This is a genomic window from Allobosea lupini, assembly GCF_900109525.1.
GTDB classification, from domain to species: Bacteria; Pseudomonadota; Alphaproteobacteria; order Rhizobiales; family Beijerinckiaceae; genus Allobosea; species Allobosea lupini.
On sequence record NZ_FOAN01000008.1, the window covers coordinates 56818 to 69051 of the forward strand.

Here is a 12234-nt window from a genome sequence, read left to right on the forward strand (position 1 = left end):
CCTGTTGTCGTTGATCCGGCCTCAACCTGTCGCGGCTCGCCCGGTTTCCCCTGTCTCCGCGCGTGCGGACACCACGGTCTCGATCGCCTCGCGCACAATCGCCGCGACGAGGTCGCAGTCCTGATCGGTCAGCGAGAGCGGTGTGCGGATATCGCAAAGGCCTGCGAGGACGGCATGGGTCTGGTCCATCGCGCCTTGGGGGCCGGCGTAGCGCCAGTGCCGCGGCGCGCTGGTGAAGCCATGCTGGCGGCCCGCCCCAAACCATTTCACCGGCAGTCCGCGCCCGGCGCAGCTTTCCAGGAACGCCCGGATCTCCGGCTCGTCGAAACCGAACAACGAGAACTGGACCGATGTGGCCGAGTAGCGCGCCTTGTCCGGCCGCTGCGGCAGCCGCAGATGCTGTGAGCGGGCTATGCCGGCCGCGATGCGGTCGTGAATCGCGTTCCAGCGCCGCGCCCGGCGCGGCAGATCGGACAGCTGCGGACGCAGCAGGGCCGCCGCCAACGCGGTCATGCGCATGCTGAAATTCGGCGTCTGCTCTTCCCAGCGGGCCATCTCGACCGGAGACGGCCTATTGAGATGCTGCCCATGCAGCATATAGCTGCCGGAATACAGGATGGCGCGCGCGGCGCGATCGGGGTCGTCCAGCACGAGGAAGCCGCCTTCGCCGGCATTGAGGTGCTTGTAAGTCTGGGCGCTGAAGGCAGCCGCCGCACCGAAGGTCCCGATCGCGCGGCCGTCCCATGTGGCGCAGAGCGCATGGGCGCAATCCTCGATCAGGATAAGCCCGAGCTCGTCGCAGGCCGCCGAGACCGCATCCATGTCTGCGATATGGCCGCGCATGTGCGAGAGCAGCAGAACGCGCGCGCCCGACGCCTCCACCTTGGCCCGCAGATCGTCGCAATCGATGACGTAGTCTGCTCCGATTTCGACGAGCACGGGCTTCGCGCCGGCATGGACGATCGCGCCCGGCACCGGGGCGAGCGTGAAGCCGTTGACAAGGACTGGGTCGCCTGGACGCACATCCAGCACCTTGAGCGCCAGGCAGAGGGCCGCGCCGCCCGAGTTCACCGCCACGCAGTAGCGCCGCCCGACGAAGGTGGCGAACTCCTGCTCCAGCAGGGCGACGTCGTTCTGGTCCGCCCCCATCTCGCCATAGCGGAAGAGCCGGCCCGAGCGCATCAGTTCGATCGCACGCGCGATGCCGGCCTCCGGGATCGGCTCCGGCTCGGTCAGGTCGCGCGTCAGGCGCGGCGGGAGGGCGAGTTCAGACGCCATGGGCTCCCTTCTCCTCGCGCAGCGACTTCCAGATCTGGGTGCGCAGATGCACGAAGGATTCGAGATCCATTACGTCCTCGATGCGCTCATGCCGGTCCCAGCTCTCCGCCTGCCGCACCGAGCGGATGTCAAGCACCTCCTTGATGCGGCCCGGTCTGCGCGTCATGACCGCCACCCGATCGGCGAGATAAACCGCCTCCTCGACGGCATGGGTGATGAACAGCACGGTGCGCGGATTGACCCGTGCCAGCCGCACCAATTCCTCCTGCATGACGACGCGGGTCTGCGCGTCGAGCGCCCCGAATGGCTCGTCCATCAGCAGCACTTCGGGATCGAGCACATAGGCTCGGGCGATGGCGACGCGCTGCTGCATGCCGCCCGAAAGCTGATGCGGGAAAGCATCGGCATGGCTTTCGAGGTTCATCAGCCTGAGTGCGCCCGCGACCAGTCCGTCGCGTTCCGCCTTCGGCAGGTTCTTGTTGCGCAGGCCCAGCTCGATGTTCTCCCGCACCGACTTCCACGGAAACAGCGCGAATTGCTGGAACACCACGGCGCGATCGGGCCCGGGCTCGGTCACGGCCTTGCCGTTGACGCTCACGATGCCGGCGCTGGGCGGCTCGAAGCCGGCGACCATGCGCAGGCAGGTGGTCTTGCCGCAGCCGGAGGGCCCGACGATCGCGACGAACTCCTTGTCGCCTATCTCGAGATTGATGTCGTCGAGCGCCTTCACACCTCCCGAGGCGGGGCCGAAGACCTTGTCGACCTTGTCGAAACGGATCGATCCCATCGTCTTCGCCCCTTTAAACCTGGAGACCGCGCCGGCGGCGAAGCCAGGCCTCGCCCTGCCGCAGCATCACGTCGATCGCCATGCCGACGAGACCGATCGCGGCCATGCCGGCCATGACCGTCGGCGTGGCGACATTGGCCTGCGCCTGCACCATCATGAATCCGACCCCAGCCGCAGCCACGATCAGTTCCGCCCCGACCAGAGACTGCCAGCCGAGCCCCGCCGAGACGCGCAGGCCCGAGACGATCGAGGGCGTCGCGGCCGGCAGCAGAATCTCGAGGATCATGCGCAGATGCCCGGTGCCGAGCATGCGCGCGGCCTCGATCAAGCGCGGCTCGACGAAGCGGGCGCCGCGATAGGCGTTGATCAGGCAGGGCGGAAAGGCGCCCGCGAAGATGATCAGGATCGGACCGCCTATGCCGACTCCGAACCACAGCGCCGCGAACGGCACCCAGGCGATCGGCGCGATGAAGCGTAGCCCGTCGAAGAGCGGCGTGACGACATCGTCGAGCCAGCGGAACCAGCCCATCAGCAGGCCGAGCGGTACGCCGATGAAGGCGGCGAGCAGCACGCCATAGGCGTAGCGCTGAAAGCTCGAGGCGAGATGCTGCGGCAGCGTCGCCCCGGCGAAGGGGTTGGTCAGCAGATGGACGAAGCGCGCCAGCACGTCGAGCGGCGAGGGCAGGAACTGGCGCGGCACGATGCCGAAGGCAGACAACGCCGCCCAAAGTCCGATGAAGCCGAAAAGACCCAGCGCGCCCCAGGCCCATTTCTCGCTCATGCGCAGGGGGATCGGCTGCATCGGCTCAATCCCTGCCTGCCACGTTCCAGGCGAGCGCGCGGCGCTCCACCAGGCCCAGCACATATGTTGTGGCCCAGCCGAGCACGCCGACAGTCACCATCCCGACCAGGATCATGCCGGGATAGATGTCCTGCTGGGCCATGTTCAGCACAAAGCCGATGCCAGCCAGCGCGCCGACCAGTTCGGCCGCGACCAGCGTGGTCCAGGACGCCTGCAGCGACAGGCGCAAGCCAGTAAAGATCATCGGGGCGGCGGCCGGCGCGATCACCTCCGTGATCAGCCGCCAGCGCGGCGTCCCCAGCATCTGCGCGGCCTCGATGATCGGCCGGTCGATGTTGCGCACGCCGGCGAAGGAATTGATGACCGAGGGCACGAAGGCGGCAAACCAGATCACCATGATCTTTGCGCCATCGCCAAGGCCGAGCCAGAGGATCGCCAATGGAATCCACGCCAGTGGCGGAATCGGTCGGATGATCAGAAAGATCGGGTTGATCGCCGCTTCGGCCCGCCGGTCCCATCCCATCCAGAGGCCGAGCGGCACGCCGGTTGCGATCGCCACGACGAAACCCATTACGACGAGCTTGACGCTCTGGAGAGCATGGGCCGCGAGCCCGCCGCCGGCATAGCCGCGCGTGGCGATCTGGTTCAGCGACAGCCAGAAATCCGCAGGCGACGGGAAGCGGCCGGGCGAGACGAAGCCCGTCGCCGTGGTCAGGCCGAACCACAGCAGCAGCACAGCCGCTACCGAGCCCAAGCCGACCCATATCCGTCGTCCGATCATGGCGTTCCCTGGCGCGCATTCATTATGAAAGCGCTTTCAACAAACGTTTCAGATCATCTGCAGCGTGTCAATGGCTCGTATTCAAGGCCATAGTGGCATGGTAGGTTGCAAATGGCCCGCAATCCCGGCTAGAGCGGATGAAAGAAATTTCATGAGGTCGGTGGTGGGCGGAGGGCGCGTTAAGCTGAGCGATGTGGCGAGGGACGCCGGCGTGTCGCCAGCGACCGTGTCGCGAGCCATCGCCCAGCCCGACCTGCTGTCGCCGGAGACGCTGGCCAGGGTCAGGGCGAGCGCCCTGCGCCTCGGCTACCTGCCCGACGGAGCGGCTCGTGCGCTCGCTTCCGGCCGTTCGATGACGATCGGCGCGATCGTCCCCACGCTGGACAGCGCCATCTTCGCGCGCGCACTCCAGGCGATGCAGGCCACATTGGCGCAGTCGGGCTATCTGCTGCTGGTCGCCTCGCACGAGGCCAGCCCCGCCGCCGAAACGCAGGCTGTCCGTGCCCTGCTCGGGCGCGGCGTCGACGGGTTGATGCTGGTCGGTGCCGAGCGGGCCCCGGAAACCACCGCTCTGTTGAAGGCGTCCAGCCTGCCCGTCGTGCTGACATGGTGCGGGGACGGACATTTCACGGCCGTCACCATCGACAACGCCCTGGCCGGGCGTTTGGCGGCCGAGCACCTGATTGGGCTCGGCCATCGCAGGATCGGCATGATCGTCGGACATCTCCAGTTCAACGATCGCCAGAGGGCGCGGCTCGACGGCGCACGAAAGGCGCTGGTTGCCGCCGGGTTGTCGCTCCCCGAGTCCCTGGTCGTCGAACAGGCGCTCACCCTCGCTGGCGGAAGAGCCGGCTGCGCAATGCTCCTGGGACTGGATGCTCCGCCGACCGCGCTGATCGGAGGCATCGACCTGTTCGCCATCGGCTGCCTCGAAGAGGCGCATGCACGCAGCATGGCGGTGCCAGACGACCTTAGCGTGGTGGGAATCGATGGATTGGACATGTCGGCGCACGTCTCGCCGGGGCTTACGACCGTTCATGTCCCTACCGGTCGGATCGGCAATCTCGCAGCGCAGACCCTGATGGCCATGATCGCGCATCAGACGGTCGACAGGGAGAGGGTCCTGCCCGTCGAACTTGTGGTCCGCAGGTCATCTCAGCGGCTCACCGGATCATAGGCTTGAATGCCGCTGGGACTCGAATGGCGCCGAGAGGGACGTGGGTGCCGCACCGTGAAACGGACGTTCCGCATTTCGCATCTGGCAGTTCGGAACCGTTGTTGACGCGAGTGACGGCGCGACGGTCACCGCCGCGCTGTCTGGCTTTCAAAGATCGGTCTGCTCAGAGAGGATCAAGGCGTCATCGACCTCAACGCCAAGGTATCGCACTGTGCTTTCGAGCTTCGAATGGCCCAAGAGGAGCCGTCGCAGTGGACTACTCGGCGAGCTCGACAGTGACGGTGATATTGCCTCGCGTGGCTACAGCGTACGGGCAGGTCTGGTGGCCCTCATCGATCAGTTGAAAGGCCAAGTCACGCGCCATACCGGGAATACTAACGATGAAGCGGGCGCTGAGTTCGTGGCTCTCATCGCAGGTTGCCAGCGTTATCTCCGCGTCAATTGCGAACGCCGCAGGGAGCTTTATGCGCGCTCGACGCGCCGCGTTAAAGATCCCCGTCTCGAAACAGGCAGACCATGCGGCCGCGAGTAGCTGCTCCGGCGTGGTGCCGATGCGACCTGAGCCCGGCAGTGCGAGCCTGACGTCTAGGCAGCCGTCGAGACTGCGCGAGATGCCAAACTCACGACCGCCCCGCGTCCGCGTCCTTGCGACCGACACGACCTGTAATGGCTCGCTCATAGCTGTCTCGGCTCAGTTAGATCAAAGTCGCGCGACATCGAGGATCGCATCAGCGAACGCCTCCGGTGCCTCTTGAGGCAGATTGTGGCCGATCCCACCTCGCACATGCCGGTGCTGGTACTTGCCGACGAACTTTGCCGCATAGGATCGTGGATCAGGATGCGGCGCACCGTTCGCGTCGCTTTCCAGTGTGATCGTCGGAACTGTGATCACCGGGAACGTGGCGAGATGCTTTTCAAGCTCCGCGAAACGCGGTTCTCCCTCCGCCAGCCCCAGACGCCAGCGATAATTATGGACCACGATGTCCACGTGGTCGGGGTTGTCGAAGGCGCCTGCGCTACGGGCGAAAGTCGCGTCGTCGAAGTTCCACTTGGGCGAGGCAAGCTGCCAGATGAGCCTGTTGAACTCTGTCCGGTTCCTTTCGTAGCCAAGCCGGCCGCGGTCCGTTGCGAAATAGAACTGGTACCACCACTCCAGTTCGGCCGTCGGCGGCAGCGGCATCCGTCCCGCCTCTTGGCTGCCAATCAGGTAGCCGCTCACTGCGACCAGCGCCGTTACCCGCTCCGGCCACAAAGCGGCGACGATGTCTGCTGTTCGGGCCCCCCAATCGAAGCCACCGATGATGGCTTTCTTGATGTTCAGACTGTCCATGAGGCTGATGACGTCGACCGCAAGAGCGGACGGCTGGGCATTGCGGACCGTCTCGGTGGCGAGAAAGCGTGTGTCACCGAAACCGCGCAGGTAGGGGACGATTACGCGGTACCCTGCGGACGCCAGGCGCGGCACGACATCCGCGAAGCTGTGAATGTCATACGGCCAGCCGTGGAGCAGGATGACCGGTTCGCCATGTGATGGGCCCGCCTCAACGTAGGCCACCTGCAGGACACCGGCCGCGACAGAACTGAGCGGTCCGAACGGCCTGTCCGCCACCTGCCCCGCACCGGAGGCAAGAGCGACGTCTGTTCTGCTCGTGACTATCGTGGCGGACAGAGCCGCAGCGGCGGCAGCGCCGCCGAGGAACAGCCTGCGACCCCGATGGATCACGCCGGCAACGGTTTCGTTGGTCATGGGGCGCTCCTTACGGCGTGAGACGAGTTCAGGCTGCCGCCGTGGACGGACGATAGCGCTCCGGGACGGAACTGAGCGAGAGGTTGGGCATAAGCGTGCGCCGGGCATCCTCATAGGCTTGCCAGTCCTCCGCACGGGCAAGCGAGGGAATGGTAACCAGCTCGCCCTGGTCGAGGCCGGCCAGCGCCGCATCGACGGTGTCGTCGACCTGCATGACGATGTTTTCAGGCAGCTGCTCGACTGCACCGCCGGCGGCGCCCCAGAAGTTCGTCGCCGTCGCCCCCGGGAGAACGACCTGGACGCGCACGTTCTTCGGGGCCAGTTCCTGGTGAAGCGATTGGCTGAAGGCGAGAACGAATGCTTTCGTGCCGCCGTAAACGCCGTTCAGGATCTCAGGCGCGATCGCCACCACAGAGGCGATGTTGACGATCGTGCCGCCGCCACGGGCGACAAGAGCCGGGGCGACGGCATAAGTCAGCCGTGTCAGCGCTGTGGCGTTGAGTTCGATCATCGCCTCCATGGCGTCGATGTCCGATTGCAGGAGTGGCTGCAGCGCGCCGATTCCGGCATTGTTGATCAGCATCGTGATCCTGGGATCGGTGGCGAGGACTGCCTCGACCCGGCTGAGATCGTGCCTGTCGTTTAGGTCTGCGGTGAGGGTCTCGACTGCACGCCCGGTCGCCTGGGCAATACGGCTTGCCGTCGCAGCGAGCCGGTCCGCATTTCGGGCGACAAGGAGCAGGTCGTAACCGCGGCCGGCGAGGCGATCCCCGTAGACTGCGCCTATGCCCGCCGATGCCCCCGTCACGACGGCAAGACCTTTGGAAGTGATGGACATGATCGGTACTCCTTTGCATTCCGCTGCAGAACGCTCGGCTGTTGCCGGCTTCCGGATGTTCAGACGCTATGCGCCAAGGTGGATATGCGCCCGTTAGGCGTTGTGATGCGTCGTTAGTCGCTGGCGGCGGCCGGTTCAGCCGAACGTGAAGGCGAAGACGCCCACGCCCGCGCCAAGGAATTCGACGTCGATTTGACGCTCGGCGACCCGTCCCGTTTGCCGGACGAGCGTGTACATGCGCGGCCCGTCGACGACGCCGTAGCCGTCGCGGTCCACATCAAGCCCGTGCGCGTCTCCTGGCGGCTTGCCATCGACGAGCACACGGAACCTGACGCCTGCGCCGGGGGTGGACATCCCCATCACCAAATGAAGGTCACGCGCATGGAAACGGTTCAGAAGGCGTCCGCCCGGCAGATTGAGCACCGCCGCGTCGCTGCGCACAGTCCAGTCGCCGGCGAGCGCCCATTGGTTGAGCCGCAGGCTTGCGGGCGGGCGATAGAGGTGCGCGCTGTCGCGCACGATCCCTCCTGGAGAAGTGAAGCTCACGCTGAGGGCGAAGCCGAGATAGGCCTCGGGCGACCTGATGTTGATCCAGTCAGCAGCGACCTCCTGGCCTGCCGCCTTCACCAACGCCTTGTCCTCACCGACCGTGGCCCCGGCCTCGCGCAGTAGGTCCCGAATGACCGCTTCGGACTGATCGTATGCGCCTTCGCCGAGAAAGCGGTGGCGAAGCATGCCTTGCGCGTCGATCAGGTAAATCGCCGGCCAAGCATTGTTGCCAAAAGCGCGCCAGACGGAATGGTCGTTGTCGACTGCGATCGGGTAGTCGATCTCCATGTCGCGCGCGGCCCGGCGGATGTTGCCGATATCGCGCTCGAACGCGAATTCGGGGGAGTGGACACCGATCACGACGAGGCCGTCATCCCTGTACCTGCTCTGCCATGCCCGGATGAACGGCAGTTGCCGGCGCCAGTTGATGCAGCTGTAGGTCCAGAAATTGACGAGCACCACCTTGCCGCGCAGAGCGTCCGCGTTGAGCGGCGGGGAGTTCAGCCACGCGCCTGCCAGACCGAGCGAGGCGAGCCGGCCCTGAGTGGTCGCCTGGGCCGAGGCGGCGCCGGGGAAGAGCGGCCCCAAATTGCGCGCGATTTCAGGTATGACACCGCCGACGCCGCTCAGCGCGCCGGCGATTGGTCCGCCAATGGCCGTGGCTGCAACCGCACCGGTCAGAAATGCTCTTCTGTTCATGATATGTCTTTCTTTTGAACGAGTTGGCCGCCACACCTCGGCGCGGCCTTTGAGGCGCAAAAGGACAAGCGTCGCCGCGGCGGTCGTCGGGCGCGCGACGCCCGAACCACCGGGCGAGCCAGGACCAAGGATGGCCCTGTCGACCGCGTGTCGTTCCGCTGCGGATCCGTTAGTAGGGCGGAGCCTTGCGCATGCGCTGCGCCTGCGCCGCTTCCACCCACCACGAGAGATCGTCGGCAAATCGTGGAAAGGCCTGCTCCAGCGCCTGTCCAGGTGCGCCTGTCGGCTCGCCATCGGCGGTCAGAGTCTGCCCTATGGGCCCGACGGCGATCGTGCTCGATATGACCACCATGCCCATCTCGGACAGGGTGCCGTGCCACGCCGTCGCGGCCCGCACGCCCGACAATCGGCCCGCCGAATAGCTGACGATCGCGGCCGGTCGCCAGAACCACTCTTCGAGGAAATGATCGGTAAGGTTCTTCAGGCCAGGCTGGACGCCCCAGTTATACTCGCCGGTCACGAAGACGAAGCCATCGGCCTCACGGATTTTCCCGGCCAATGTCTCCAGCGCAACCGGCGCCTGACCTTTCGGATATTCCTTGTACATCCGGTCGAGGATCGGCAGGTCGATCGCCTTTGCGTCGATCAGCTCGGCATGGTCGCCGCGACGCCCCAGCCGATCGAGAACAAACTTCACCAGACGGATACCGGCCCGGTCAGACCGATAGGAGCCGTAGAAGACGAGGATGCGATTTGCCATTGCTGTTCGACCTCATGCTGGACCTGGCAGGGAGAGGTGGATGCGCCGGAGCAGAGGCATGTTGAAGCCCGTGCCCGGCGGTCGTCGTCATCGCGGGAGTTCCAGCCCCGATTGTTCGGCCACCATGTACCGCGCATACCAATCCGGCCAGTCCGCATCCCGTTCGCCGGTGCGCTTCTCATGCTCACCGTGGGCCGCTTCGGCCCGGCGGAATGAAGCCGCGAGGTCTGATACCGAGGCGAAGGTCGTCACAGTTGCGTCGATCCTCCCGGGCAAGCGTGTGGTGACCTCCTGCAGCAGCCAGCCGTTGTCGTCCGGATCGTTAAAGGAGGCATATGAACTGTAGGTCCGCCGCTTGGGGTCCGGCCCCGAAACGCGCCGCCGTCCGAAGAGGAACGGCTCGTCGTTGCCGGTGTGAACGTCGCCTTCGTGGTGAAAGATCTCGCTGACGGCGACGCCACGGTCGATCAGTTCCTGACGAGCGGCCTCGATGTCGGAGACGACGAGGTAGAGACCCTGCGCCGCGCCCGGCGCGGCCGGGGTGACGTTTCGGCCGAAGATGACCGAGGCGCCTGAACCGGGCGGGGTGAACTGAACGACCTGAAAACCATCCGGCGCCGTGATTTCGGCGTCGAACCTCCAGCCCAAATCGCCGTAGAAGGTCTTTGAGCGCTCGACATCCGCGACCGGAATGACGATGACTTCAAGCTTCATATCGTTGGAGACGCTCGGTCTGGTGCGCTGCTGCTGTGTGGTCGTCATGGTTAGCTCCTGAGGGTTGTGGGGTTCGCCGGAAAAAGCGCGGTCATTCGCTGAGCACGAGCAGCGGCTTGCCCTTCTCGACGATGTAGGTGGCCAGTTCGGCCGCCTTGCCTGTGCCAACATTCCGCACGGCGTGAGGCTTGCCGTGCGGAATGAACAGCACCTCGCCCGCCTTGACGACGACCGGCGGCCTGCCTTCGAGCTGGTATTCGAGCGAGCCTTCCGTCACGAAGACGAGCTCCTCGCCGTGGTGGAAGTGCCGGGCGGCGACAACGCCAGGCCCGAACTCAACGAGCACTTGGATGACCTCACGCCCTGGTGCGCTAAGATCCTGGCGCAGCAGATCGGTGCGCTTGATATCGCCAAGGCTAACATCCTGCGCCTGGCCCGGCGACAGGGAGAGCCCGGCTGCGACGACCACGATGGCTGCTGCGAGCGTATTACGGTATTGTTTCATGAGCTTGTCCTTTGCTTTCGATGCTGTGCGCCGTTAGCGGCAATAAAGAAGATAAGGTTCCGCGGTCAGACTGGTGTGTTAGTTGGCGTGAGGCGTTGTTATGATCCGTTCTTTGCGCTGCTCATCCATGAGCGACGCCTTCAGGGACAGCCGCCGTGACCGCGGGTTTCCCCCGCGCCTCCATGTCGATGGCTCAAAACAAGCGCCGTTCAGACTCGCCGGAGTGGCCGAAACGCCGCGCGGAGCTCGCGTGTGAAGAGCGCGGGCTGTTCCCAGGCCGCGAAATGGCCCCCGCGGTCGACCACATTGAAGTAGGCGAGGTTGCGATAGGCACGCCGTGCCCAGGTTTGCGGGGCGCGATAGACCTCGCCGGGAAACACCGTGATCGCCACGGGCAGGGAAATCTCGTGGGTTTTCTGCGCGGCGGAGAGAATGACGCTCTGGCCGGCAGTCTCCCAATATAGCCGGGCCGAGGAGGGTCCGGTATTGGTCAGCCAGTAGAGCGTGATATCGTCGAGCACGTCATTGCGGCTCAACAGGCGGGCAGGCTCGCCGTTGTTGTAGTCCAGGATCCAGGCGGCGAGCCCGACCGGTGAATCAGAAAGCGAATAGCCGATCGTCTGTGGCCGGGTGCCCATGAGCACGCCGTAGGCCCTATACTTCTTGAAAAAGATGTCGATCGAGACGAACGCCGCGCGCTCCTCGTCGGAGAGATCGTCGGGAGGCGCCCCCCCGGCCGCAAGCACTTTCGCAACCTCTGGCGGGACCGTCGCCGGCAGGTTGACATGAACCCCGAGCAGGCCCGCAGGCGCCTGTCGTGCCATCGCGCTGGAGATGGGTGAGCCCCAATCGCCGCCCTGGGCGACGTAATGGTCGTATCCCAGTCGCTTCATGAGTTCGGCCCAAGCACGGCCGATGCGCTCGGGGTTCCAGCCCCGGTCCCGCGGTTTGCCGGAAAAACCGAAGCCCGGAATCGACGGAATCACCAGATCGAAGGCGTCCGCTGCGCTCCCGCCATGGGCGGTCGGGTTGGTGAGGGGATCGATGATCCGCAATTGCTCAATGATCGAGCCGGGCCAGCCATGCGTCACGATGAGCGGCAGCGCGTTGGGGTGGCCGGATCGGACATGAATGAAATGGATGTCGACGCCGTCGATCTCGGTGATGAACATCGGGTATGCGTTCAGGCGCGCTTCGACCTTGCGCCAGTCGTAGTCCGTCGCCCAGTGATGCATGATTTCGCGGAAGGCGCCGAGCTGTGGGCCCTGCGACCCATCATCGACCGTCTCGCGGTCCGGCCAGCGGGTCGCGGCGATACGCTTCCGCAGATCAACGAGCTGTTCCTCCGGGACTGAGACGCGGAAGGGGCGGATGACGCCGTCGGCCCGTGCCGCAGCGGGCCCGATCGGAATCAGGCTGGCAGTGCCGGCGAAAACAAGACCCTTGACTACTGTGCCCAGGAATCGCCGGCGGCCGTCGTCGATCGCGTTGCTGGTGTTCATCAGATCCTCCTTCAGTTCGGGGCGCCATCTCGGTTGATCGAGACGTACGCCCATCCGGAAGCAGGGACCCGTTATGCGTTATGAGGCTCGGTGAG

General features: G+C 65.3%; 13 protein-coding genes and 1 pseudogene. 1 reads left to right on the forward strand and 13 read right to left on the reverse strand.

All coding sequences use genetic code 11. The features are described from left to right. Nucleotides 1-21: 21 nt before the first annotated feature. From BMZ21_RS22140 to BMZ21_RS22155, 4 genes are read right to left on the reverse strand one after another with little or no spacing between them, the layout of a single operon-like run. Nucleotides 22-1278 carry a DegT/DnrJ/EryC1/StrS family aminotransferase gene (locus BMZ21_RS22140; protein ID WP_091839689.1) on the reverse strand — a complete coding sequence of 419 codons (1257 nt, stop codon included), beginning with the start codon at nt 1276-1278 and terminating at the stop codon, nt 22-24. Then, nucleotides 1268-2065: an ABC transporter ATP-binding protein gene (locus BMZ21_RS22145; RefSeq protein ID WP_091839692.1), complete on the reverse strand. Its 798-nt coding sequence runs from the start codon at nt 2063-2065 to the stop codon at nt 1268-1270. The genes BMZ21_RS22140 and BMZ21_RS22145 overlap by 11 nt, the downstream gene beginning before the upstream one ends. A 13-nt stretch (nt 2066-2078) precedes the next feature. Then, complete coding sequence (locus BMZ21_RS22150; RefSeq protein WP_091839696.1) at nt 2079-2867, reverse strand: ABC transporter permease; 789 nt, start codon at nt 2865-2867, stop codon at nt 2079-2081. A gap of 4 nt (nt 2868-2871) precedes the next feature. Further along, nucleotides 2872-3621 (reverse strand): ABC transporter permease, encoded by a 750-nt coding sequence (locus tag BMZ21_RS22155; protein ID WP_244543961.1) that lies wholly within the window; start codon nt 3619-3621, stop codon nt 2872-2874. 178 nt (nt 3622-3799) lie between these two features. On the opposite strand from BMZ21_RS22155, the gene BMZ21_RS22160 reads away from it, so the two are divergent. Beyond that, nucleotides 3800-4825: a LacI family DNA-binding transcriptional regulator gene (locus BMZ21_RS22160; RefSeq protein ID WP_280141489.1), complete on the forward strand. Its 1026-nt coding sequence runs from the start codon at nt 3800-3802 to the stop codon at nt 4823-4825. 147 nt (nt 4826-4972) lie between these two features. Here BMZ21_RS22160 and BMZ21_RS31085 read toward each other — a convergent pair. The 9 genes and pseudogenes from BMZ21_RS31085 to BMZ21_RS22205 form a co-directional block, all read right to left on the reverse strand. Next, nucleotides 4973-5071: pseudogene (locus BMZ21_RS31085) on the reverse strand (integrase); the annotation flags it as partial. A 10-nt stretch (nt 5072-5081) separates the two neighbouring features. Continuing rightward, nucleotides 5082-5504 (reverse strand): Ohr family peroxiredoxin, encoded by a 423-nt coding sequence (locus tag BMZ21_RS22170; protein WP_091839709.1) that lies wholly within the window; start codon nt 5502-5504, stop codon nt 5082-5084. Between the two features lie 21 nt (nt 5505-5525). Then, a complete protein-coding gene (locus BMZ21_RS22175) occupies nt 5526-6572 on the reverse strand; it encodes an alpha/beta fold hydrolase (RefSeq protein ID WP_091839714.1) in 1047 nt (348 codons plus the stop codon). A 28-nt stretch (nt 6573-6600) separates the two neighbouring features. Continuing rightward, a complete protein-coding gene (locus BMZ21_RS22180; RefSeq protein WP_091839718.1) occupies nt 6601-7410 on the reverse strand; it encodes an SDR family NAD(P)-dependent oxidoreductase in 810 nt (269 codons plus the stop codon). A 135-nt stretch (nt 7411-7545) separates the two neighbouring features. Further along, a complete protein-coding gene (locus BMZ21_RS22185) occupies nt 7546-8658 on the reverse strand; it encodes a redoxin domain-containing protein (RefSeq protein WP_091839721.1) in 1113 nt (370 codons plus the stop codon). A gap of 169 nt (nt 8659-8827) precedes the next feature. Continuing rightward, the gene (locus BMZ21_RS22190) at nt 8828-9418 is read right to left on the reverse strand and encodes an NADPH-dependent FMN reductase (protein ID WP_091839725.1); all 591 of its coding nucleotides are present in this window, start codon (nt 9416-9418) and stop codon (nt 8828-8830) included. 87 nt (nt 9419-9505) lie between these two features. Further along, complete coding sequence (locus BMZ21_RS22195) at nt 9506-10180, reverse strand: VOC family protein (protein WP_091839729.1); 675 nt, start codon at nt 10178-10180, stop codon at nt 9506-9508. A 43-nt stretch (nt 10181-10223) separates the two neighbouring features. Then, complete coding sequence (locus BMZ21_RS22200; RefSeq protein WP_091839732.1) at nt 10224-10637, reverse strand: cupin domain-containing protein; 414 nt, start codon at nt 10635-10637, stop codon at nt 10224-10226. Between the two features lie 209 nt (nt 10638-10846). Then, nucleotides 10847-12139 (reverse strand): epoxide hydrolase family protein, encoded by a 1293-nt coding sequence (locus BMZ21_RS22205; protein WP_091839735.1) that lies wholly within the window; start codon nt 12137-12139, stop codon nt 10847-10849. Nucleotides 12140-12234 lie beyond the last annotated feature (95 nt).